The organism is Pseudomonas sp. NPDC078416, from assembly GCF_050268485.1.
Classification (GTDB): domain Bacteria; phylum Pseudomonadota; class Gammaproteobacteria; order Pseudomonadales; family Pseudomonadaceae; genus Aquipseudomonas.
In genome coordinates this window covers 1-24,012 of the sequence record NZ_JBNNGV010000042.1, presented here as the reverse complement: position 1 = coordinate 24,012, position 24,012 = coordinate 1, and the positions used below count along the sequence as shown (strand labels likewise).

Below are 24,012 nucleotides of genomic sequence, written 5' to 3'. Positions count from 1 at the left end.
CTTCCAGTGGTCTGGTTATATCCAGGAATGACGGGCGGGCAGGGCGCCGTTCAGGTGCCAGGCGCCGACGGCGTGAACCTTCCAGCGCACCGGGTCGTGGAGGGTGTGAACCCGCGCGTTGCGCCAGTGACGATCAAGATTGAATTCGGCCAGCGTCGCGCGACTGCCCGAGAGCTCGAACAGCTTTTCACTGGCGAGCAGGGCGATCTGGGTGGTCAGCACTTTGGCTTCGGCGACCACGATGGAGGCCCGCGCCGCTGATTGCTCGTCGATGGGTTCGGCGGCAATTTCATCCAGCACGCGGCCAGCCCTGCGCAACAGTGCTTCGGCGGCGTGCAGTTCGAGCTTCAATTTGCCGATGTCGGCGATCACATAGGGGTCGTCGCCGGCACGCTCGACATTGGCGTCGATCCACGGGCGTGAGCGCTCGCGCACAAAACGAATGCTTTCGTCGATGGCTTCCCGGGCAATGCCCGCATCGGTGGCCGCCTGAATCAGTTGCGAGACCGCGCCCTGAATGTTCGGCGACAGGCCCAGCTTCCAGTTATCGACGACGAGTTCGCCGTTCACGCGCACATTTTCCAGCAGCACGCTGCCGCTGGCGGTGGTGCGCTGACCGAAGCCGGACCAGTCGTCGATGATGTGCAAACCGGGCGTACCGCGTGGCACGAATACCAGCACCTGTTTGCCGTCGTCATTGATGGCTTTGACCGCCACCCAGTGGGCGAACAGCGCGCCGGTCGAGTAGAACTTGCGGCCGTTGAGCAAAAAATGATCACCGTCGGCGGTCAGGCGCGTGCGGATGTCGAGGGTATTTTTTGTCCCGCGCTCGGGGCCGCCATTGCCGATGCGTGCACCGCCGAGAACGCTGGCGAACAGGGTGTGTTTCTGCGCCTCGGCGGCGCTGCCGATCAGCGAGTTGAGAATCCCGAAGTGGTTTTGGGGAATCTGGCCCACCGCAGGGTCAGCGGCCGACAGGATGGCGAAAACCTCCGCCACGGTCACGAATGACACCTGCGGCCCGCCATAGGCGTGCGGCACCGAAATGCTGCCCAGACCGCTGCGGGTAAACAGCTCGATTTCCGACCAAGGCAATTGCCGCTCTCGGTCTCGGATGGCGGCATGGGTGCGCACGACGGCGGCCAGGTCATGGGCCGCCGCAATGGCGTCGGCGTCATTGCGCAATATCGCCGCAGGGAGCAGGGGAGGAGCCACGTCCAGGGTGTGCTGGACAGAAGGGGCGCTCAGATCAGTCATGGTGGTGACCTTCACGAGCGCGAGCACTGGGATCATTGTGCTGAACCATTCGAACCTCGAATCAATACCGCGGTGGCGGCGAGCAAATTGACGATGGTCCGGTGGTCCGGTGCATATACCGTAAGCGTGTATAAAAATTAAATAAACTCACATTTAGGAATAAGCATAGAAGGCGAAATGGCGGTTGCCGTCGCCAGCGCCGTGGCTTTTGTGTAGGTCAGGCATGAACCGAAGGCCAGCGCCAGAATCATGTACTTGACGATATGTCTGCAGGGCATGGCGAATACCTCATGAAGGCTTTCACCGCAGGCTAGCAGTCTGTTTTCGCGCGGGGAGGGGGAAAGCTGTAGGACGCAGTTGCAGATGATGTGGGAGGTTTCTTCTCCGTTGCCGATCTGTGGAATTGTTCACGGTTGCCGGTTGCCGGTTGCCAGATGGCGAGGAGCAGACGTGTCGCAGCGCGAAGAGGGTGCGCCGCGACAGCATCCTGGACAGGTCCGATATCAAGCTTCGGTCTCATCGGTCGTGTCGGTCGATACCTTGATCAGCCTTGCCGGTGCCCACCGCGAGTTGTTGCCGACCCGGTCAATCACGCAGTAGCTCACCTCCAGATGGGGATCATCGCCGGCCTCGCGCACCAACTCTGCCGGTACTTCAACCACGATGGGCCGGCCAACGTCGTTCTGGGTGAGCGCTGGCAAGTCCATACGCAGGTCGCCCCAGCGCAGGGTGATCTCATCGTAGGCATCCATGTTGGGATAAGCGTCGAGGGTGAGTTGAACGCCCTCATGGAAGTGGCGCGCAGTCAAACCGTTCTGCATGACCGACTCGGCGAACGTCACCGGTGCCAGCCCTTGATTCTCATCCCCCTGGCCGCTGACCAATTGACCGCCTGGAGTCTCCAGTTTGACCCACAGCTTGGCACCAGGAGACTTGATGGGTTCGCTGCCAATTTTAGTGACGCGATAATAGGTTTTTACTTTCCCGCTTCGAAGAAAACTTTCAGGTACGTGTAGGACGGATGTATGCCCGATGTCGGACTCCGATAAAAGTTTTGACGCGGCATAACAGCCTCCCCAAAACAATTCGATCAAGTCACCGCAGTCCATCTCTGGCCAGGGGTCAATGTGTACCTGCAGATCGGCCGCCGCCAGGGCGCCAATCCCGTGCTTGTTCGACTGCGGAATATACGGGGCCATCAACTTGAAAGACTGAGTCATTACAGGGGTGTGGATCATCTTTTAATACTCTTCGAATGTGTGCCTGGATCAAGGCAAGTCAGGTGGTTAGTTCATCGCAACTGCAACGTGGAAACGACTGGCACTAGTACACGTCGGGATGCGCAGGCATGGCAAACATTACAAATGGTGGCAATTAGTGAGTTGCTGTTTGGGAAGGAAAGTAAACAGCTGAGCGATTTCAGCTAATTGTGTTGCGGTGTTTGTGTCAACGGCATTTAAGTGTTTAAAGTCTGTGTGAGGAAAATGCAGAACATTCCTACACTCGAGCGTTGCTTATGGGCAGGGAGTTGCGACTGTGGTCCTACCCGAGCCGCCGAACGCTCTACATTCCACGGCCAGCAAGCCCATGAAAAAGTGTCAGCGGCAGTTATTTACGGGCGCAGAAATGGTCAATCAACGTTGCGGGGGAGCGGGGAGAGTGAGCGTCGCTCGTATAGAAAAAATAGATAGATGGGTGCCGATTAGCCGGTGTCGAAACAGTAGGACTTTTAGTGGATCAAGGCTTTTCTAAATATGAACGGCTAAGAAAACGGCGCCTGTTGGCGCCGTTTTGAACACATATCGTGTCGGACTAATTTCTGCTGCGCTCAAGAAACTGCCTTGTGCGTTCTTCTTTGGGATGGGCAAACAGCTCTTTCGCTTCACCCTGCTCAACGATGACGCCCTTGTCGATGAAGATCACCCGGTTGGCGACGTCCCGCGCGAAGCTCATCTCGTGGGTCACGATCACCATCGTGCGTTTCTCCAGGGCCAGGGCGTGAATCGTATTGAGCACCTCGCCTACCAACTCGGGATCGAGCGCCGATGTCGGTTCATCGAACAGAATGACTTCAGGCTCCATGGCCAGCGCACGGGCAATCGCCACGCGCTGTTGTTGGCCGCCGGACAGACGACGCGGATAAGCGTCCTCTTTACCCGCAAGGCCGACTTTGGCCAACAGCGCGCGGCCCAGCTCGATGGCCTGCTCGCGGGGCATCTTCTTGACCACGGTCGGGCCTTCGATGACGTTTTCCAGCGCCGTGCGATGGGGGAACAGATTGAAGTTCTGGAAGACGAACCCGACATGCTGGCGCAACTGCCGGATCAGGCCCTGCTGCTGGCTCAGCGGGCGGCTCAAATCGACTTTGATGTCGCCCACGACAATGCTGCCGCTCGTAGGCACTTCCAGCAGGTTCAGGCAGCGCAACAGCGTGGTTTTACCTGACCCGCTGGGGCCGATGATCGCCACCACCTCGCCGGGCTCGACCTTCAGGTCAATGCCCTTGAGCACTTCGTTGCCCTTGAATTGCTTGGTCAGTTTTTCAACCGTGATCATGCTTCAGGACTCCACATCGTGGCGGTTGGCCCGTGCTTCCAGGCGATTCTGAAAATGCGCCAGGATGCTGCACAGCACCCAGTAAATCACCGCTACGGTGAAATACATGGTGAAAATCTCCAGCGTCCGCGAAGAGATCAGTTGCGCCTGGCGGAACACTTCCGGCACCTGAATGGTGGCCGCCATCGCCGTATCCTTCACCAGCGAAATGAAGCTGTTGCCCAGTGGCGGCAACGCGGTGCGTGCCGCTTGCGGCAGGATGGCGCGGCGCATGGTCTGGGCGCGCGTCATGCCGATGCTCGCAGCGGCTTCCCATTGCCCTCGGTCCACCGAACCGATCGCGGCCCGAAGGATTTCGCAGGCATACGCGGCCATGTTCAGCGACAGGCCGATCAGCGCTGCGGTGATCGCATCCAGTTCAATCCCCAGGTCCGGCAAGCCGTAATAGATCATGAACAGCTGGACGAGAAGCGGCGTGCCACGGAAGAACGACACGTAAACCCTGGCGACGGCACTGATGACCCAGATCTTCGACAGACGCATCAGTGCCAGGCCGAAGCCCAGCACCAACCCGAAAAACATCGACCCCAGGCTCAAGCCCACCGTGTAATACGCGCCCTTGAGCAGAAAGGGCGCGGAGTCCAGCGCGAGCTGAAGGCTCTCCGGGATCATTTGGTCACGTCAGCCTTGAAGTACTTGTCCGACAGCTTGGCAAGGGTGCCGTCGGCGCGCAGCTTGTCGATGGCCTTGTTGATTGCGTCCAGCAATTCAGGCTCGCCCTTGCGCAGTGCGACACCGGACTCCTGACGGGAGAACGGTTCGCCGGAAACGGCCAGCTTGTCCTTGGTCTTGGCGACCAGTTCCAGTGCAGCAAGGCGGTCGACAAGGATGGCGTCGATGCGGCCGACGCGCAGGTCCTGATACTTGGTCGGATCATCGTCGTAGGTTTTGACGATGGCATCAGGCACGTTGGCTTTCAGCCACTCTTCGTAGTTGGTGCCCAGGCCGACACCGACTTTCTTGCCTTTCAGGTCCGCAGCCGTTTTGATCACGCCCACGTCTTTGGTTTGCACCAATGCTTGAATGCCCGACACGGTGTAGGGTTCGGAGAAGTCGTACTTTTTCTTGCGCTCGTCGGAGATGGTGACCTGGTTGATCACGACATCCAGACGCTTGGATTCCAGCGCGGCCAGAATGCCCGCCCACGGCGTGGCTTGCAGCTTGACCTTGACGCCCAGTTCCTTGGCCAGCGCTTCAGAGAACTCCACTTCGAAACCGGTCAGCTTGCCGTCCTCACCCACGAAGCTGAACGGGGGATAAGTGCCTTCCAGGCCGACGTTAAGGGTTCCGTTCTTCTTGATCGTTGCCAGTTGATCACCAGCGACAGCCTGGCTGACGAGACCGGTGCCCAGCACCAGGCTGAAGGCCGACAACAGAAAGGTGCGGCGGATTGCAGACATGTTCATGAAAGACCCCTGTTTTAATTGGAATGTCAGGCAAGTATCAGACCCGACGAAGCTACGTTGGCATCACTCGTTTATCCAGCTTTTTCAGTCGCCTGCGTGGTGCTGCGCGCCGGCTGGCGGCGATCATAAGACCCGAAGCGAGGCATGAAAAATAATAAAAAGCGGATTGCTTATCAGTTTTTAGAATATAGCGCCCGCATCACCATTTGAGCGGGCGAGTGACGAAGCCTCTATCCCGCCGAAAAGACGCCCTGATACGCAAACAAGGCAGGTGCGCCGCCGGTGTGGAGAAAGACGATCGGGCCGTCTTCGAAACGCTGCCGGCCGATGCCGTCGAGCAGCCCGGCCATGGCTTTGCCGGTGTAGACCGGGTCCAGCAGCAGCCCTTCATGACTGGCCACCAGCCGGATCGCCGCCAACGTGCCGGCATTTGGCTCGCCGTACCGCGGGCCGAAGTATTCATCCCACAGCTGCACCTTGAACGCGGCCGGCAATGATTCGCCCAGCAGCTCGACGGTTTGCTCGGCCAGGCGCTGAACCTTGGGTGCCTGGGTTTCTTCCGGTCGCGACACGGTCACGCCAATCACCGGCAGCTCGGGCAGCTCTTCAGCCAGCGCAAGTGCCAGGCCGCTGTGAGTGCCGGCACTGCCCGACGCGAGCACGACGGCTGCGAATGACAGGCCGCTTTGCTTGAGCTGCTCGGCCAATTCAAAACCGGCCTGTACATAACCCAGTGCGCCGAGGGCGTTCGATCCGCCGATCGGTACCAGGTAGGGCTTCTTGCCGCTCATACGCAGTCGGCTGGCCAGGGCTTGCAATTGGTCGTCGGCATTGTCGAGGTTCTCGACCAGCTCGACCTTGGTGTCGAACAAGTCCAGCAGCAGGCGATTGCCGTTGCCCAGGTAATTGCTGTCGTCGGTTGCAATCGGGTTTTCCAGCAGGGCGACACAGCCCAGGCCAAGGCGGGCGGCGAGGGCAGCGGTTTGGCGCACATGGTTGGACTGAATGGCGCCCGCGGTGATCAGGGTGTCGCACCCTTGAGCCAGGGCATCGGCCGCGAGGTATTCCAGCTTGCGCAGCTTGTTGCCGCCCATGGCCAGCGGCGTGATGTCGTCGCGTTTCACGTAAATGTCGCGGCCGGCCCAGGTCGAAAGGCGTTCGAGCTTTTCAAAGGGCGTCGGACCGCCGAGCAATTCCAGACGATTAAAACGGGCAAGCTGTTGTTTGATCATGGCGGCGTCGACAGGTCTGCAATTGAGTCGCAGGACTATAGGCAGACGTTTCCCACAGGGCAACCGCCCGCAGTCCTTCGTCCCCTGAGCAGAAGCCCCACAAAAATAGTTATTTTTTTGCCGCGAATGGATGTCGTAGAGTGATTCCACTTCGGCCGTTACAGCCTGACTCGCCGTTGAATTGAGGAGAAATCTGCGTGAGCACTATTCCCGACCTGTCCCCGGAATCCTGCGCCGAGGGCGTGACCGGCCACTGGCAATTGCAGCGGATTGTGGGCGAATTGCGCGCCGCGCGTGATGACTGGCGTACCAGCAACGGCCGGATCAGCGGCGAGAAGGGCGGCCGCGAGCTGCCTTCACGCGAGGCCATGCGCGACATTCTCGATGCGCTGTGCGGCGCGCTGTTTCCGATGCGGCTGGGGCCGGTGGACCTGCGCGAAGAAAGCGAGGACTTCTACGTCGGCCATACCCTCGACGTGGCGTTGAACTCGTTGCTCGACCAGGCGCGGCTTGAACTGCGCTACGCCGCGCGACAGAAAGGCGAGGATGCCAGCTGCGCGGATGTGCATGCGGAACGGCTGATTCAGGATTTCGCCAGCGCGCTGCCGACCATTCGCCGCATCCTCGACACCGACGTGCTGGCGGCGTATCACGGCGACCCCGCCGCGCGCAGTGTCGATGAGGTGTTGCTGTGCTACCCGGGCATTCTGGCGGTGATTCACCACCGTCTGGCCCATCACCTGTATCACAACGGCTTGCCCCTGCTGGCACGCATCAGCGCCGAACTGGCACATTCTGCAACCGGCATCGACATCCACCCTGGCGCGCAGATCGGCCCGAGCTTCTTCATTGATCACGGGACAGGCGTGGTGATTGGCGAGACCGCCATCATCGGCGAGCGCGTTCGCATTTATCAGGCCGTCACGCTGGGCGCCAAACGCTTCCCTTCCGATGAAGACGGGCAATTGCTCAAGGGCCATGCCCGTCACCCGATCGTCGAAGACGACGTGGTGATCTATGCCGGTGCCACGATTCTGGGGCGCATCACCATCGGCAAGGGCTCGACCATCGGCGGCAACGTGTGGCTCACGCGCGGCGTCCCGGCGGGCAGCAACGTCAATCAGGCGAGTCTGCAGCACGAGGACGGCTGTCCGAAGTAGCCCGTCATATCGCAAATTTCGGGCTGCGCACGCTGGCCTCTTCCCGGCTGAAGCCGGTCCCACTAATCGATCGCGTACATCGTGTAGGACCGGCTTTAGCCGGGAAGGCGGCGTGTGTCACTCCGCAATTTATTCAGCGCTTTAAAAACCCTCCCGAACCCACGGAACGAAAGGCTTTCGTCGTCCGTCCTACCCTCGCCTGAGAGAGCGTCACGCCACTGTGCATTAGTCTCCAGCCGTCTTTTCGTGTTTTAATTGAACGTTCAATCAAGTTAAACCGGTGGTTCGCTGCCCGCTGATCTCAGGAGGCCTACCTTTGCCGCATACACGTTGCATGATCGATCCCCTTGCCCGCGCGGCGGTATTCATATGAATAATTCGAGCGCTCCAAGTAGCTCGCCCGTTCGCATGAACGGCCCTGTTTTCTACTTTGCCGCCAGCTTCATCCTGATCTTCGGACTGGTCGTCGTCGCCTTTCCGGAAGCCTCGGGCGCCTGGTTGCTCGCCGCGCAGAACTGGGCCGCCAACACCGTCGGTTGGTACTACATGCTGGCCATGACCCTGTATCTGCTGTTCGTGGTGGTCACCGCGATTTCAGGCTACGGCAAGATCAAGCTGGGCGCTGACCACGACGAACCCGAGTTCAGTTATCTGTCCTGGGCCGGCATGCTGTTCGCTGCCGGGATCAGCATCACCCTGTTCTTCTTCTGTGTGTCGGAACCGCTGACCCATATGCTGCAGCCGCCGCAGGGCGAGGGCGGGACTACACAGTCGGCACGTCAGGCCATGCAGCTGCTGTTTCTGCATTGGGGCCTGCACGGCTGGGGCGTGTTCGCGTTCGTAGGCATGGCGCTGGCCTACTTCGCGTATCGCCATAACCTGCCTCTGGCATTGCGTTCAGCGCTGTATCCGCTGATCGGCAAGCGCATCAACGGCCCGATCGGCTATGCGGTCGACGGCTTCGGCATTATCGCCACCATCTTCGGCCTCGGCGCCGACATGGGCTTTGGCGTACTGCACCTGAATTCCGGGCTGGACTACCTGTTCAACGTGCCGCACACCCAATGGATTCAGGTGGGTTTGATCACCCTGATGATGGGCGCGGCAATCCTGGTGGCCATTGCGGGCGTCGACAAAGGCGTGCGCGTCATGTCCGATATCAACATGCTGCTGGCCTGCGCGCTGCTGCTGTTCGTGTTGTTCGCCGGGCCCACGCAGCATCTGCTCAATACCCTGGTGCAGAACATCGGTGATTACCTCGGCGCACTGCCGGTCAAGAGCTTCGACGTCTACGCGTACGACGGCCCTAGTGACTGGCTGGGCGGCTGGACTGTGTTCTATTGGGCGTGGTGGATTGCCTGGTCGCCGTTCGTGGGCCTGTTCATCGCGCGCATCTCCCGTGGTCGCACCATTCGTGAATTCGTCTGCGGCGTGCTGTTGATCCCGTTGGGCTTCACCCTGGCCTGGATGTCGATCTTTGGTAACAGTGCAATCGACCTCGTGCTGAACCACGGCATGGCTGCGTTGGGCCAGTCGGCCATCGATGATCCTTCGATGACCCTGTACCTGATGCTGCAAACCTACCCGTGGAGCCGAACGGTCATTGCCGTGACGGTGTTCATCAGCTTTGTGTTCTTCGTGACCTCGGCTGACTCCGGCACCGTGGTGCTGTCGACGCTGTCCGCCAAAGGCGGCAGCCCGGACGAAGACGGCCCTAAATGGCTGCGCGTTTTCTGGGGCGTGATGACGGCGCTGATCACCAGCGGCTTGCTGTTCTCGGGGAGCATTGATGCGCTGAAGTCTGCGGTGGTGCTGACCTCGTTGCCGTTCTCGCTGATTCTGCTGCTGATGATGTGGGGGCTGCACAAGGCGTTCTACATGGAATCCCAGCGCAAGATTGCGCAGCTCTATTCGCTGGCACCGGTCTCCGGCGCCCGGCGCGGTGGCTGGCGCCAGCGTCTGACCCAGGCGGTGGCATTCCCGTCCCGTGATGAGGTTTACCGCTTCCTCGATCAGACCGTGCGCCCGGCGATTGAAGAAGTGACGGCAGTGTTCGTCGAGAAGGGCCTGACCGTCGTGACTCAGCCGGACCCGGCCAATGACACGGTGGGCCTGGAAATCGGCCACGGTGAAGAACGTCCGTTCGTGTACCAGGTGACCATGCGTGGCTACTTCACGCCTTCATTCGCACGGGGCGGCATGGGCTCCAAACAGCTGAACAACCGCCGTTACTACCGCGCCGAAGTTCACTTGAGCGAGGGCAGTCAGGACTACGACCTGGTGGGCTACACCAAGGAACAGGTTATCAACGACATCCTCGACCAGTACGAGCGCCATATGCAGTTCCTGCACCTGGTGCGTTGAGGCTGATTGTTTGGCAGGAGCACGGGTGCCCGCGACGGCGTCGTGTCGGTCCCCCTGACCGGGGGCTGCCACGAAATCTTCGCGGGCACGCGCGTTTCTACAGCCTGGTTTTTTACGCCAAGCCACCATTGGCTCGCAGCACCTGACCGTTCACCCAGCCTGAATCCGGGCCGGCAAGGAAGGACACGACGCTGGCGATATCTTCCGGCTGCCCAAGGCGCTGCAACGGCGGCATGTTGGCGAAGTGCTGGATTTGCTCTTCGCTTTTGCCATGCAGGAACAGCTCGGTTGCCACCGGTCCCGGCGCAACCGCATTGACGGTGATATTCCGTCCACGCAGCTCCTTGGCAAACACATGGGTGAAGGCCTCGACCGCCGCCTTGGTCGCGTTATAGATCGCGTAGCCCGGAAGGTTCAGCGCCAGCGCTGTTGTAGAGAAGTTGATGATGCGGCCGCCGTCTTTCATCCGCGCGCCGGCTTCGCGCAAGGTGTTGAAGGTGCCTCGGGTATTGATATTGAACGCCTGATCGAACTGCTCATCACTGGTGTCTGCCAGCGGCAACGCCTTCATGACGCCCGCGTTATTGACCAGCACATCCACCTTGCCCAACTGCGCTTCCGTTTGCTCGAACAGCGCACGGACTTCGTCGGCCTTGGCAATATCAGCCTTGATTGCGATGGCCTGACCGCCATCGGCATCGAGCTGCGCAACGAGGGCGTCCGCCTCCGCCGCGCTGCTGGCGTAGTTCACGACCACTGCGAAACCGTCACGGCTCAGTCGCCTGGCGATTTGCGCGCCGATACCACGGGAGGCGCCGGTGACGATGGCGACAGGGCGGGAAATGTGTGGAGTTGACTGCGTCATGGTGAGTCTCCGATTCATTTGAAAGTGAATGCAGCTTCACACGCCTGGGCGCGGCGATAAACGCCCCAAAAATGCCTTCGTTGTTCGGTCGAAGCGAACAATAGGATGCCAATTGCTGCGTATCAGCGCTGAGGCCCGGCATCCATCAACTCGTTTGAACCCCCTCGTCGCAGAGAAATCCGAGTAATCTCGAAGGTTCGTTTTGTGACCTGACTTCCAAACAAGAAAGAGAGGATCGGATGACTTACATCGCTGCCGAAAACCGTTATGAACGCATTCCCTATCGTCGCGTTGGCCGCAGCGGCCTGGTGTTGCCAGCACTCTCCATGGGGCTGTGGCACAACTTCGGCGACAGCACGCCAATCGACACCCAGCGCGCGATGCTGCGCACGGCCTTCGATCTGGGTATCAACCACTTCGACCTCGCCAACAACTATGGCCCGCCCTACGGCAGTGCCGAGATCAACTTCGGCCGCCTGCTTAAAGAAGACTTCAAGCAGTACCGCGACGAGCTGATCATTTCCAGCAAAGCCGGCTGGGACATGTGGCCGGGGCCTTACGGTCAGGGCGGTGGATCGCGCAAGTACGTGCTCGCCAGCCTCGACCAGAGCCTGCAGCGCATGGGTCTGGACTACGTCGATATTTTCTATTCCCACCGCTTCGACCCGGACACCCCGCTGGAAGAAACCGCGAGTGCACTGGCCACCGCTGTGCAGCAGGGCAAAGCGCTGTATATCGGGATTTCGTCGTATTCGGGCGCCAAAACCCGGGAAATCGCAGGTCTGCTGAAAGAGTGGAAAGTACCTCTGCTGATTCATCAGCCGGCGTATAACCTGCTCAATCGCTGGGTTGAAAAAGACCTGCTGGACACCACCGAAGAACTCGGCTCGGGCGTCATCGCCTTCACCGCGCTGGCTCAAGGGCTGCTGTCGGACAAATACCTGAATGGCATTCCTAAAGATGCACGGGTCAACCGTCCCGGTGGCGGCTCGCTACAGGCGGCGCATTTGTCGGATCAGAACATCGAGCACGTGCGTGCGCTCAACGAGATTGCCAAGCGTCGCGGCCAGAGCCTGGCGCAGATGGCACTGGCCTGGACGCTGCGCGACCCACGCGTCACCTCTGCGCTGATCGGTGCAAGCCGTCCGGAGCAGATCATCGAGAACGTTGGCGCCCTCGACAATCTTGAGTTCAGTCAGGAAGAACTGGCCGAGATCGACCGGTTTGCGGTGGAAGGCGGGATCAATCTTTGGGAGAAGCCGTCTTCGGCGGAATAGGCAAGCCGTTGACCACCTCTTCGTTTTGCACGAAGGGGTAATACGCTGTTCCCTCTCTTGCCCGCCATTGCACGGACATGAAGGGGGGCGGCGGTTGCCCGGAAGATGCGGGCAACAAGCCTGAGTTGGTCGCCGGCATCCACTCGATCCGGAAAAATGGCGTGGGAAGGGTCAATGCCATGGCCGGCTCCTCACTCTAGACACAGGATCGGTTGAAGTATCGGGCGTGACCGGCCGCACGCGGGGAATGTGCTCAGGACGTTTTGTTCGTGATCCAAACACAGGGTCAGGCGGGGCGGCATTGTGATATTCAGGGAAGCGTTGCTGATAATCGATCGCGGCTTGAATAATCATTGCCTCGCAAAACCGAGGGCCCCAGAACGCGGCGTTGATGGGCAGCGGCATGTCTACACCCGTGCTGCCGTACCCAATCGGAAAACTCAGCATCGGCCATCCGTGCGCATTGGGTATCTCATAATGGAAGCGGTAGGCTCCAAGCCCGATTTTTTCGCCCTCAAAACGCGCTCCCACGTGTGAACCCAGCGGCATGACCATCATGAAATCCACGCCCGCCGTATCGATCGCCTGCTGCATCAGGATTTGCTCCTGACGCCGGCGCATTTCGCCAGCGGTGCGCATCGCCACCGTGATTCCACCTGCCGCCACCTCATCGAACAGCCCGTAATGGCGCAGGATTTCATCGCGCACGGCATCCGGGCGACTGTTCGCGAATGTCTGGATCGCCTGGGAGTGCTCCGTCTCCACACCGTTACTGTGAACGACGGCCGTGATCGGAATGATGGGCTCCAGCTGCCCCTCACTGTTCATGACTTCGCCCAAAAGCGTCGGATAAAGAAATGGGGCGTTTGAGGCTAGCGACGGATCGAGGCCCGGAAAGTCGACGACGGTTGCGCCCAGACTGCGCAATTGTTCCTTGAATCGGTCGAATGCTTCGCGGTAGTCGCTATCGTAGTTTTGAGCAGGCGCAACTGTGACGTCGGGCATCATCCAGTCTGTTTGCGGAACGCCGATGGTAAGCCCACCCAGGGGCAACGCTGTTGCGCGCGCCTTGATCGGCAGTTCGGGCAATGGAATCGGAGCGGCCAGCGTTTGAGGATCGTTAAGCTGATCGATGCCGGAGATAACAGACAGGACCAGCGAAGCATCTCGTATCGAGCGCGCTGACGGGCCGACGACATCAATGCCGTTGCGCAACGGCATGAGACCTGCGACGGACACCAGACCCAGGGAAGGCTTGATACCGCTGGCACCATTGGCCGCGAGGGGAAAGATAAGCGAGCCGCCGGTTTCCTCGCCGAGCGAGGCCGCGATGAGTCTCGCAACTGGCGCGACCCCCGATCCCTGGCTTGAACCACCGCAGACACGAGCCGGGTCCCAGGCGTTTCCGGCGAACGTGCCGTTGATGTCCCCCGACCATGCGGAACAGGTGTTATGTCCGATCAGTACGGCGCCTTGAGCGCGTAGCCTGGCGACACAGGTCGCGTCCTTGAGTGCGAAATTTTCGCTGAGCGACTGTGTGCCGTTTTTACTCTCGCGCCCTTCGATGCCAATTGAATCCTTGACCCCCATTGGAATTCCGCACAGCGGCGGCGCGGGACCACGGAGGTCAGCCGGATCGCTCAACCAGATGTCGGCAAGCCGAGCTTGTTCAAGGGCCTGCTCGGCATCGATCCGCACAAACGCGTTGTAACCTCCGTTCTCATCGTAGGTTTCGAACGTGCCGTTCAACAGAAGGATGCGGTCCAGGTATGCGTTGGTCACTGACAGGGACGTCAATTCTGCGGTGCGGAACAAGACCGCCATCTCGACGATGTCGTAATCGACTATCCGGGCGCGACGCTTGATGGCGTCAACCGGTGGAAGCGATGCCAGAAGTCGGGCGTTAAGGGCGGCGTCCAGGAGGGGAGTGGAGGGTGCGATAGGCATGACTGTCAGCTCCATTGACTTGGCACTCGCGGGCGAAGTCAAAGGAGCTAACCAGCTGGCAGTCCTTGCGTAAACTGTCACAAATGACAGTGCAATCAGCCCTCATCGCCCTCGTCATCATCCCCGCCATCGATCTTCATGCCCAATTCCTTGATCTTGCGAGTCAAGGTGTTGCGGCCCCAGCCCAGCAGTACGGCGGCGTCGCGTCGACGGCCGGCGGTGTGCTTGAGCGCGGTCTCGATCATGATGCGTTCGAACGTCGGCACAGCGCTGTCCAGCAGGCTGGATTGGCCGCGTGCCAGCGCTTGATCGGCCCATTGGCGCAGCGCTTGTTCCCAGTTGGTCACCGGGGCCGCGTCTTGCGGCAGGCTCAGCAGTTCGGGCGGCAGATCGCTGACATGCACTTCGCGACCTGACGCCATCACGGTGATCCAGCGGCAGGTGTTTTCCAACTGACGGACGTTGCCCGGCCACGGCAGGTGCTTGAGGTATTCCTCGGTTTCCGCCTTCAGCAGCTTGGGCTCAACCGCCAGTTCCTGTGCGGCGCGGCTGAGGAAGTGGCGTGCCAGCGTCGGGATGTCCTCGCGACGGTCGGACATGCGCGGGATGTGAATGCGGATGACGTTCAGGCGGTGAAACAAGTCTTCGCGGAACTTGCCGGCCTGGACCAGCGTTTCCAGATTCTGGTGGGTTGCCGCAATGATGCGCACGTCGACTTTGACCGGCACGTGGCCGCCCACCCGGTAGAACTCGCCATCGGCCAGCACGCGCAGCAGTCGGGTCTGGGTGTCGGCCGGCATGTCGCCGATCTCATCGAGAAACAGGGTGCCGCCGTCCGCCTGCTCAAAACGCCCGCGGCGCAGGTTTGCCGCGCCAGTGAACGCGCCTTTTTCATGGCCGAACAGCTCGGACTCCATCAAGTCTTTCGGAATCGCCGCCATGTTCAGCGCAATGAACGGCGACGCCGAACGCGGGCTGTGGCGGTGCAGGGCGTGGGCAACCAGCTCTTTACCGGTCCCGGACTCGCCGTTGATCAGCACGGTGATATTGGAGTGACTCAAGCGGCCGATGGCGCGAAACACCTCCTGCATCGCCGGCGCTTCGCCGATGATTTCCGGGGTACGGGTCAGGGCTGGAGGAACGGCCAGGCCTTGTTGCTCCTGAGCGTGCTGATTGGCGCGTTTGACCAGCGAAACGGCTTCGTCCACGTCGAACGGCTTGGGCAGGTACTCGAAGGCACCCCCCTGATAGGAAGCCACGGCGCTGTCGAGGTCCGAATGGGCAGTCATGATGATGACCGGCAGGCGCGGGTGCTGTTCGCGAATGCGCGCCAGCAAGTCCAGGCCGCTCGCGCCAGGCATGCGGATATCGGAAATGATCACGTCCGGTTGCTGGCGGGCCAGTCGGCTCATCACGCCATCGGCGCTGTCGAAGCTCTGCGTGGTCATGCCCTCTTGCTGCAGGGCTTTCTCCAGTACCCAGCGGATGGAACGGTCGTCATCGACGATCCAGACAGTTTCACTACGGCTCATGTCGACGCTGCTCCTTGTTCCAGCGGCAGGAAGATCGAGAATGTTGTATGGCCAGGATGGCTATCACACTCGATCAGCCCCTGGTGCTGACTGATGATGTTCTGGGTAATGGCAAGGCCCAGCCCGGTGCCATCCGGGCGGCCGCTGACCATGGGATAAAAAATGGTTTCTTGCAGCTCCGGCGGAATGCCGGGGCCGTTGTCGATGATTTCGATCTTGCTGACCAGACGATGGCGCACGTGGCCGATGGTGAACTGGCGCATGGCGCGCGTGCGCAGGCTGATGCGGCCCAGACGCAGCTCGTTCTGGCTGCTGATGGCCTGCATGGCATTGCGCACGATATTGAGCACCGCCTGAATCATCTGCTCGCGGTCGATCAGCACATCGGGAATGCTCGGATCGTAGTCGCGCACGATGGTGATGCATCCCTGACTTTCGGCTTCCACCAGACTGCACACACGCTCCAGCACTTCATGCACGTTGGTCATCGCCAGCATCGGCAACTTGTTGGAGCCCAGCATGCGGTCGACCAGATTACGCAGACGGTCGGCCTCTTCGATGATGACGTTGGTGTAGTCCTTGAGACTCTCCTCCGGTAGCTCGCGTGCCAGCAACTGTGCGGCGCCGCGAATCCCGCCGAGAGGGTTCTTGATTTCATGGGCCAGGCCACGCACCAGCATCTTGGTGGTTTCCTGCTTGGACAGCTGAGCCTCTTCCTTGGTGATCCGCAGCAAGCGATCACGGGGATGGACCTCCAGCAGCAGCATGGTCTCGGCTTGGGAAAGTATCGGGGTGACGGCGTAATCCACCGTCAGCGTCTGGCCGGTGAGTGCGGTCAGCATGGCCTCTCGCTTGGTAAACGGATGGGCCTGTTCGACGGCCTGACGAAGCGAGCTGAGCGCCTCGGCAGATTCGGTGAACAGCTCGCTGATGAACTGTCCGTGGCTGCGCTGACCGCTGATGGCCAGCAGCATTTCGGCGGCAGGATTCATGTACTCGAGGCGCAGATCCGAGTTGAGCAGAATCGTGGCAGTGGTCAGGTTGTCGAGTAACAACCGATGCAACGCATCGCTGATAGTCATGAATCCCGGTGACCTCTTTTGGCTCTATGCAAACGGCTGGGCCGTGAGTGCAGGCGCTGATTGGTCTTTGCCAGCGTGTGGAACCCGCTGAAACGTGTGATGTGCTCGCGCATTCATTACAAAATGCAAAAACCAAACCAAGGCTCCGAAAAGAAGCGCGGATTGAGGAATTGCGAGCATTTTTTGGACGACAGGCCCGGCGACAGTGCATGGAATCCTGAATGCCGAACCAAAATGGGCTTTTAAGGCGAAACCTCGTTCAGGTTGCGCACCACAATGAAGCATAGCCTGTCGCGCACGGGTTAGCGGAAAAACGGAAAGAAGCTTGATTCTTCTTCCGGCTTGTCCTTGAGGGGGCATTCGGGGCGCACGCCGTACTCATCGCTTTTGCACGGCTGTGCGAGTCGCTTCTGGGCCAGAGAGATGCGTATCAGGTGAAAAGGCTGATTGGGGGTTCGTTCCAGCACTCGGCCGTATTGATCAATGATCTCCACGGACAGCTGGTGAGTGCCGCGGTCGATGTTCGTCAGCGGAAAGACCGGACTGCGCGTCGGCTCGCCATAGGGCTTGCTGTCGAGCAGTAACCGGTACAGATGGTCTGGCTGCAACTCGGGCTCATTGCTGACGGTGACGTTCAGGTTGCCCTCAATGTCGCGAATCGTGCTGTCAGGCTCCGGCGCCAGAATGCGCAGCAACTGATAATGAAAGATGGGGCTGGCCGCTGGCTTCGCTTTGGATGCCCTGGTGGGTGCTTTGGTAGGCTGGTCGACCCGGTTGGTCGGCGCAATGTCGACCTTCTTCGCATTGCGGTGAGGTTGATCGGTAAAGACCCGATTCCCGTTCGCGTCGATGTAGGTATACACCTGGGCCAAAGCGGTCTGGCTCACGCTGAACAGCAGGCACAGAGCAACGGCCAACTGGCAGAAGTATTTAAGGCCGGCCGACATGGACTCGCTGCACTGTCAGGTTGACCGTCTCGCTTTGCTGGATTGAACGCTGGTTTTCCAGCACTTGAACCGAAAAGCTGTGCTCCCCCCGTTCAAGCTCCATCACCTGCAGTCGCGGAATATTGGTGGGCTGTCCGTAGGGCGCGCCGTCCACAATCAACTGCAGCAAATGCCCGGGCTGTAAACGGGGCTCAATGGCGACGCCAACGGTGAACGAGCCGTTATTGGCACGAAGGGCTTCGTCCTGAGGCAGGTCTTTCAGCGCCAGCACCTGATAGGCAGCGGCGCTTCGCTGGTTCTGGTTCTGGTTCTGCGACGCGGGGAGTGGCGGCGGTGCGGCGGGCACTACAGTGTCGACGGTGTTGAGTGGCGGCAACTCGACGGTTTCGGCTTTGGTGCCGCTCGGCGGCTGATTGCTGTACGCCGTGTTCCCGGAGGCATCGGTGTATTTGTAGATCTGCGCGGCAGCAGGCAGTGCAAACACCAGCAACAGAAGGGCGAGACATTGACGCATGAACACTCCAATGCAGCGATCAGGACAACCCACAATGGTGCCGCGCTCAATGCATGGCGCGGCACAGGGTCAGCATAGAGGAATACTGATCGACGGTGTCAGTTGAGAAACGGATCTGCGGCGCCTGCTCACTGGCCTGCCCTGATCCGGCAGAGGTCGCCTGCCGCCCGTTGCAGCGCGGTCACGATGACAGGATCACTTGCCTGTCGCTGGATTTCCGACTGCACCCACCCTGGGCAGTTGGCATCGCTGCGGTAAGGCTGAAACGCCGAGTAACTTTGCATCAGCACCGGCAGCAGCGTGTCCAGCCGACCCCGAATGCCATCAGTGAGACTGGATTCCGGCTTCTCCGGGGAGTGACCGGTTTCACGCCACTGCTCGATGCGCGCGTACTGCACCATCTTGTTGGCTTCCATCTGGGCGGTCATGAAATCGCGTACGTCGTCGGCGGCCAGCTTGAATTCGCCTGCCCGTGACTCGGCATTCTGAATTACCAGGCGCTCGCGCTCACTGTCCTGCACCGGCTTGCCGCTGTGCCATTTGCTGTGTGCTACGTCGTTGGCGATTTCCAGCCTATGCTCCATGGCCGCAATAAGCGGCTGAAGTTGCACAGGCGGCTGCTGAGCAGGCGCCGCGTGAAGGCCGGTCGACACCAGGCCGCAGGCCAGGGCAGCGAGTTGGAGCTGTTTAAGCATTAGTTATGTCCTCACGTATGACCGAGCGATCACTGTTTAACACTTTGGCGCGTAGAAAGTGGCATTCCCGGGGTCCCGGCGTAAAAAACGACGAGTTCCACTGCGGTGTTCCCCGTCAGGCCTCGATGCTCCCTGTTGACCATTTCAGGCAGCACATCGCCTGGCTTGAGCAGAATCGATTTGCCGCCTTCGCGGGTTTCAACCGTGAGATTACCGGACAGGACATAGGCCGCATTGGGCATTGGGTGCTCGTGCCAATTGAGTGCGGTGTTGGCGGGGATCTTGATGTTGAGGACAGTCAGCTCAGGCTTGCCGACGGGGTAAGCGTCATAGGCCGTTCCATCCCAGGACCTTGAGCTTTTGAGCAAAACGGTGGATTCGACCGTTGAGGCCGGAACGGAACTGGGCGGTTGGGCGGTGGCGCATCCGCCTAGGGCAATCATCGCCAGCAGCACGCAAGTGACGGGAATGTTCAGCATGAGCGAAATCCTTGTGCTTGTTGAAAAGCAGAAAACACAAGGTTGCCGGAAGCGTCATTCCCATCTGCGGTACATATTTATAGCGACTGAATCAGGGGAGCTCAATAACGAAAAAGGCCTCCCGAAGGAGGCCTCTCGTTCACGCAGCTTTCGCCGGCGCGACTGGATCAGCAGCTGTAGTACAGCTCGTATTCCAGTGGGTGTACGAAGGTGCGCACTTTGATTTCTTCTTCGGATTTCAAAGCGATGTAAGCGTCGATGAAGTCGTCGCTGAATACGCCGCCTTTGGTCAGGAACGCACGACCTTTATCCAGCTCTTCCAGGGCTTCTTTCAGGCTGCCGCAAACTTGTGGGATCTCTTTCGCCTCTTCAGGCGGCAGGTCATACAGGTTTTTGTCAGCAGCATCGCCAGGGTGGATCTTGTTCTGGATGCCGTCCAGGCCAGCCATCAACAATGCAGCGAACGCCAGGTACGGGTTGGCCGCCGGGTCCGGGAAACGTGCTTCGATACGACGGCCTTTAGGGCTGTTGACGTAAGGAATACGGATCGACGCCGAACGGTTGCGAGCCGAGTAGGCCAGCATGACCGGCGCTTCGAAACCTGGAACCAGACGCTTGTAGGAGTTGGTTGCCGGGTTGGTGAAGCCGTTTAGCGCCTTGCCGTGCTTGATGATGCCGCCGATGAAGTACAGAGCGGTGTCGGACAGGCCGGCATAACCTTCGCCTGCGAAGGTGTTCTTGCCATCTTTGGAGATGGACATGTGAACGTGCATACCTGAACCGTTATCGCCGTACAGAGGCTTTGGCATGAAGGTAGCGGTGCGGCCGTAAGCGTCGGCAACGTTGTGCACGACGTACTTCAGGGTCTGAACTTCGTCAGCCTTTTTAACCAGCGTGTTGAATTTCACACCGATTTCGTTCTGGCCAGCGGTTGCCACTTCGTGGTGGTGAACTTCGACGACCTGGCCCATTTCTTCCAGGGCGTTGCACATTGCGGTGCGGATTTCGTGGTCGTGGTCGAACGGTGGAACCGGGAAGTAGCCGCCTTTGATGCCTGGACGGTGACCCTTGTTACCGCCTTCGATGTCAGCGTCGGACATCCACGAACCTTGTTCGGAGTAGATCTTGAACATGGAGCCGGAGATGTCGGACTTGAATTTCACTTCGTCGAAGATGAAGAATTCTGGCTCAGGGCCGGCGAATACAGTGTCACCGATGCCGGTCGACTTCAGGTATTCCTCGGCGCGGTGAGCGATGGCACGTGGGTCGCGATCGTAACCTTGCATGGTCGAAGGTTCGATGATGTCGCACACCAGGATCAGGGTAGGCTCTTCGGTGAACGGATCCAGGACGGCGGTTTCGTCGTCCGGCAGCAGGATCATGTCGGAGGCTTCGATGCCTTTCCAGCCCGAGATGGAGGAACCGTCGAACATTTTGCCGACTTCGAAGAAGTCGTCTTCCAGCGCATCGCGGGCCGGCATGGTCACGTGGTGCTGAGTGCCTTTGGTGTCCGTGAAGCGCAGATCAATCCACTTAACGTCATGATCTTTGATGAGTTGAACCGACTTCGACATGTTGTCCTCCGGGGTGGATTAGGGCCTGAGTAGTGGTTGGCCCTTCAATTTGGGTGATGCCGGGCGCGATACTCGACCAAGGCAACCTGCCTCACAAGGGAGCAATTTGCATGCCAGTGCCCTGTGTTGGGTTTCCCACGGGAATACTTGCCTTTAAGCGCGTTAAACGTCGCATATTCGAAAACAGGCGCACCCTTATGGTGCTAAGTAATTGTATACAGGGCCGTTTTGGTGCGTAGACGATTGGCCGTACGATAACTGGTTAAACCTTGAGCAATTTCCGCTATAATCCGCGCCCCCCTTTTTCGACCGGGACCTAGCGCGCTGTTTTCATGAAATTAATCGTCAAAGTCTTCCCAGAAATCACTATCAAAAGCCGGCCTGTGCGCAAGCGCTTCATCAAACAGCTGGCCAAGAACATCCGCACGGTGCTCCGCGATCTGGACCCGGCGTTGGTGGTGGATGGCGTGTGGGACAACCTTGAGGTCGAAACCAGGGTCGAGGATGCCAAAGTCCTGCGCGAGATGACCGAGCGGCTCAGCTGCATGCCCGGCATCACGCACTTTCTGCAGGTCGACCAGTACCCGCTGGGCGACATGGAAGATATCTACGAGAAGTGCAAGCTGCACTTCGGCGATGCAATTCCCGGCAAGATATTCGGCGTGCGCTGCAAGCGTGCCGGTCATCATGACTTCAGCTCCATGGACGTCGAGAAGTACGTCGGCAGCAAGCTGCGCCGTGAGTGCAGCGCCGCCGGCATCTCGCTCAAGGCCCCGGAAGTCGAAGTCAGAATCGAGATTCGGGACCAGCGCCTGTTCGTGATCCACAGCCAGCACAACGGCATGGGCGGTTATCCGCTGGGTTCGCTTGAACAGACCCTGATCCTGATGTCCGGTGGCTTTGACTCCACCGTGGCGGCGTACCAGATCATGCGTCGTGGCCTGATGAGCCATTTCTGCTTCTTCAATCTGGGCGGACGTGCCCACGAGCTGGGCGTGATGGAAGTCGCGCACTTCATCTGGAAGAAGTACGGCAGCTCCCAGCGGGTGCTCTTCGTCAGCGTACCGTTCGAGGAAGTTCTGGGAGAAATTCTCGGAAAAGTCGATAACAGTCATATGGGCGTAGTATTGAAGCGTATGATGTTGCGCGCCGCGACGAACATTGCCGACCGGCTGGAAATCGACGCGCTGGTCACCGGCGAGGCGATTTCCCAGGTGTCCAGCCAGACGCTGCCCAACCTGTCGGTCATCGATTGCGTAACAGAGAAGCTGGTCCTGCGACCGCTGATCGCCAGTCACAAGCAGGACATCATCGACCTGGCCGATCAGATCGGCACCGGCGATTTTGCCCGGCACATGCCCGAATACTGCGGTGTGATTTCGGTGAATCCGAAGACCGCCGCCAAGCGCAACCGGGTCGAGCACGAAGAAAAATCGTTCGACATGGCCGTGCTCGAGCGAGCGCTCGAAAACGCTCGTCTGGTACCGATCGATCGCGTGATCGAGGAATTGGGCCAGGACATTCAGATTGAAGAAGTCAGTCAGGCGCTGGCAGGGCAAGTCATCATCGACATCCGTCACCCGGATGACGCTGAAGACCGTCCGCTGGCGCTGGCTGGCGTTGAAGTACAAACGCTGCCGTTCTTTGCATTGAACAGCCGTTTCAAGGAACTGGATGACACGCGCCAGTACCTGCTCTATTGCGACAAAGGCGTCATGAGTCGCCTGCATGCTCATCATCTGCTCAGTGAGGGGCATGCCAATGTGCGCGTTTATCGACCGAGCTAAGTGCCCGGGGCTGTTTGCCTGTGGCTTGCGTCACCGGCCCCCCGACACCAGTCGTCAGCCGTAACGGCTTTCGCCGGCTCCACCGTTCATAGCTGCCTACAATCAGACAGCTGACCGAATCCTCTGATCGAGATACACAAGTGATCGAAAATCTACGCAACATCGCCATCATTGCTCACGTTGACCACGGTAAAACCACCCTCGTCGACAAGCTTCTGCGCCAGTCCGGCACCCTTGAGCGCAACGAGCTCAACGACGAGCGCGTGATGGACTCCAACGACCAGGAAAAAGAGCGCGGTATCACCATTCTCGCGAAGAACACCGCGATCAACTGGAATGGCTACCACATCAACATCGTTGACACCCCGGGTCACGCCGACTTCGGTGGTGAAGTAGAGCGCGTGATGTCGATGGTTGACTCCGTTCTGCTGCTGGTCGACGCTCAAGACGGCCCTATGCCGCAAACCCGTTTTGTGACCAAGAAGGCGTTCGAAGCCGGCCTGCGTCCGATCGTCTGCATTAACAAGGTTGACCGTCCAGGCGCGCGTCCGGACTGGGTTCTGGACCAGATCTTCGACCTGTTCGACAACCTGGGTGCCACCGAAGAACAGCTGGACTTCAAAGTCGTCTACGCCTCGGCCCTGAACGGCATTGCCGGTCTGGATCACACCGACATGGCTGAAGACATGACCCCGCTGTACCAGTCGATCGTCGACAACGTCCCTGCGCCTAAGGTCGACCGTGACGGTCCGTTCCAGATGCAGATCTCGGCACTGGACTACAACAGCTTCCTGGGCGTCATCGGTGTTGGCCGTATCGCTCGTGGTCGCGTCAAGCCGAACACCCCGGTTGTCGCGATCGGTGCTGACGGCAAGCGCCGCAACGGCCGTATCCTGAAGCTGATGGGTCACCACGGTCTGCACCGCATCGACGTCGAAGAAGCTGCTGCCGGCGACATCGTCTGCATCAGCGGTATGGACTCGCTGTTCATCTCCGACACGCTGTGCCACCCGGACGCTGTTGAAGCGATGAAGCCGCTGACCGTTGACGAACCGACCGTTTCGATGACCTTCCAGGTCAACGACTCGCCGTTCTGCGGTAAAGAAGGCAAGTTCGTGACCTCCCGTAACATCAAGGAACGTCTGGACAAAGAGCTGCTGTACAACGTTGCTCTGCGCGTTGAGGCGAGGGTCACGCCGCGCAGAATGAAGGGTGCCACCGATGCCGGAAAGTCCATGCCTTGGGCCAGACCGCAGGTTGCGACCGTGCCCCAATACC

At 59.5% G+C, this 24,012-nt stretch carries 21 protein-coding genes; 5 read left to right on the top strand and 16 right to left on the bottom strand.

Annotation, left to right across the window (positions count from 1 at the left end; all coding sequences use genetic code 11):
* Positions 1-15: 15 nt before the first annotated feature.
* From ACQKEN_RS23565 to ACQKEN_RS23540, 6 genes are all read right to left on the bottom strand, one after another.
* Positions 16-1,257 (bottom strand): SfnB family sulfur acquisition oxidoreductase, encoded by a 1,242-nt coding sequence (locus tag ACQKEN_RS23565; protein ID WP_427689227.1) that lies wholly within the window; start codon positions 1,255-1,257, stop codon positions 16-18.
* 503 nt (positions 1,258-1,760) lie between these two features.
* Positions 1,761-2,495 (bottom strand): hypothetical protein, encoded by a 735-nt coding sequence (locus ACQKEN_RS23560; RefSeq protein ID WP_427689226.1) that lies wholly within the window; start codon positions 2,493-2,495, stop codon positions 1,761-1,763.
* Between the two features lie 574 nt (positions 2,496-3,069).
* Positions 3,070-3,813, bottom strand: a complete 744-nt coding sequence (tcyN, locus tag ACQKEN_RS23555; protein WP_133775648.1) for an L-cystine ABC transporter ATP-binding protein TcyN — start codon at positions 3,811-3,813, stop codon at positions 3,070-3,072.
* Between the two features lie 3 nt (positions 3,814-3,816).
* Entirely contained in the window at positions 3,817-4,485 is a 669-nt protein-coding gene (tcyL, locus tag ACQKEN_RS23550) for a cystine ABC transporter permease (protein WP_133775647.1), read from the bottom strand.
* Positions 4,482-5,279, bottom strand: coding sequence for a cystine ABC transporter substrate-binding protein (gene tcyJ, locus ACQKEN_RS23545; RefSeq protein WP_427689225.1), 798 nt, complete (start codon positions 5,277-5,279; stop codon positions 4,482-4,484). The genes tcyL and tcyJ overlap by 4 nt, the downstream gene beginning before the upstream one ends.
* Positions 5,280-5,509: 230 nt before the next feature.
* Entirely contained in the window at positions 5,510-6,511 is a 1,002-nt protein-coding gene (locus ACQKEN_RS23540) for a D-cysteine desulfhydrase (RefSeq protein WP_427689224.1), read from the bottom strand.
* A gap of 215 nt (positions 6,512-6,726) precedes the next feature.
* On the opposite strand from ACQKEN_RS23540, the gene epsC reads away from it, so the two are divergent.
* Together epsC and betT are read left to right on the top strand one after the other, a co-directional pair.
* Entirely contained in the window at positions 6,727-7,671 is a 945-nt protein-coding gene (gene epsC / locus ACQKEN_RS23535) for a serine O-acetyltransferase EpsC (RefSeq protein ID WP_427689236.1), read from the top strand.
* A 408-nt stretch (positions 7,672-8,079) separates the two neighbouring features.
* Positions 8,080-10,035 (top strand): choline transporter BetT, encoded by a 1,956-nt coding sequence (gene betT / locus ACQKEN_RS23530; RefSeq protein ID WP_427689223.1) that lies wholly within the window; start codon positions 8,080-8,082, stop codon positions 10,033-10,035.
* A 112-nt stretch (positions 10,036-10,147) separates the two neighbouring features.
* Here betT and ACQKEN_RS23525 read toward each other — a convergent pair whose 3' ends face one another.
* Positions 10,148-10,900: an SDR family oxidoreductase gene (locus ACQKEN_RS23525; protein WP_427689222.1), complete on the bottom strand. Its 753-nt coding sequence runs from the start codon at positions 10,898-10,900 to the stop codon at positions 10,148-10,150.
* Positions 10,901-11,139: 239 nt separating this feature from the next.
* Here ACQKEN_RS23525 and mgrA point away from each other — a divergent pair, with 239 nt between their 5' ends.
* Entirely contained in the window at positions 11,140-12,177 is a 1,038-nt protein-coding gene (gene mgrA, locus ACQKEN_RS23520) for an L-glyceraldehyde 3-phosphate reductase (protein ID WP_108121007.1), read from the top strand.
* Here mgrA and ACQKEN_RS23515 read toward each other — a convergent pair.
* From ACQKEN_RS23515 to glnA, 9 genes are all read right to left on the bottom strand, one after another.
* The gene (locus ACQKEN_RS23515) at positions 12,143-12,358 is read right to left on the bottom strand and encodes a hypothetical protein (protein WP_427689221.1); all 216 of its coding nucleotides are present in this window, start codon (positions 12,356-12,358) and stop codon (positions 12,143-12,145) included. The two genes, mgrA and ACQKEN_RS23515, sit on opposite strands and share 35 nt — an antisense overlap.
* Positions 12,349-14,124: an amidase gene (locus ACQKEN_RS23510; RefSeq protein ID WP_427689220.1), complete on the bottom strand. Its 1,776-nt coding sequence runs from the start codon at positions 14,122-14,124 to the stop codon at positions 12,349-12,351. Before ACQKEN_RS23510 ends, ACQKEN_RS23515 begins: the two co-directional genes overlap by 10 nt.
* A gap of 95 nt (positions 14,125-14,219) precedes the next feature.
* Positions 14,220-15,656, bottom strand: coding sequence for a nitrogen regulation protein NR(I) (gene ntrC, locus ACQKEN_RS23505; protein WP_133775642.1), 1,437 nt, complete (start codon positions 15,654-15,656; stop codon positions 14,220-14,222).
* On the bottom strand, positions 15,653-16,738 hold the full coding sequence (glnL, locus tag ACQKEN_RS23500; protein WP_074890143.1) for a nitrogen regulation protein NR(II): 1,086 nt from the start codon (positions 16,736-16,738) through the stop codon (positions 15,653-15,655). Before glnL ends, ntrC begins: the two co-directional genes overlap by 4 nt.
* A gap of 302 nt (positions 16,739-17,040) precedes the next feature.
* On the bottom strand, positions 17,041-17,685 hold the full coding sequence (locus ACQKEN_RS23495) for a DUF4124 domain-containing protein (protein ID WP_427689219.1): 645 nt from the start codon (positions 17,683-17,685) through the stop codon (positions 17,041-17,043).
* Positions 17,669-18,199, bottom strand: coding sequence for a DUF4124 domain-containing protein (locus tag ACQKEN_RS23490; RefSeq protein ID WP_427689218.1), 531 nt, complete (start codon positions 18,197-18,199; stop codon positions 17,669-17,671). The genes ACQKEN_RS23495 and ACQKEN_RS23490 overlap by 17 nt, the downstream gene beginning before the upstream one ends.
* Before the next feature lie 128 nt (positions 18,200-18,327).
* Positions 18,328-18,894, bottom strand: coding sequence for a chorismate mutase (locus ACQKEN_RS23485; RefSeq protein ID WP_427689217.1), 567 nt, complete (start codon positions 18,892-18,894; stop codon positions 18,328-18,330).
* Between the two features lie 29 nt (positions 18,895-18,923).
* On the bottom strand, positions 18,924-19,373 hold the full coding sequence (locus ACQKEN_RS23480) for a cupin domain-containing protein (protein ID WP_427689216.1): 450 nt from the start codon (positions 19,371-19,373) through the stop codon (positions 18,924-18,926).
* Between the two features lie 167 nt (positions 19,374-19,540).
* Positions 19,541-20,947 (bottom strand): glutamate--ammonia ligase, encoded by a 1,407-nt coding sequence (gene glnA, locus ACQKEN_RS23475; RefSeq protein ID WP_037018763.1) that lies wholly within the window; start codon positions 20,945-20,947, stop codon positions 19,541-19,543.
* 332 nt (positions 20,948-21,279) lie between these two features.
* Between glnA and thiI the strand changes: the two genes are divergently transcribed.
* Both thiI and ACQKEN_RS23465 read left to right on the top strand, forming a co-directional pair.
* The gene (gene thiI / locus ACQKEN_RS23470; protein WP_427689215.1) at positions 21,280-22,734 is read left to right on the top strand and encodes a tRNA uracil 4-sulfurtransferase ThiI; all 1,455 of its coding nucleotides are present in this window, start codon (positions 21,280-21,282) and stop codon (positions 22,732-22,734) included.
* A 140-nt stretch (positions 22,735-22,874) separates the two neighbouring features.
* Positions 22,875-24,012 (top strand): GTP-binding protein (locus ACQKEN_RS23465; RefSeq protein WP_427689214.1); only part of this gene is annotated, 1,138 nt, incomplete at its 3' end.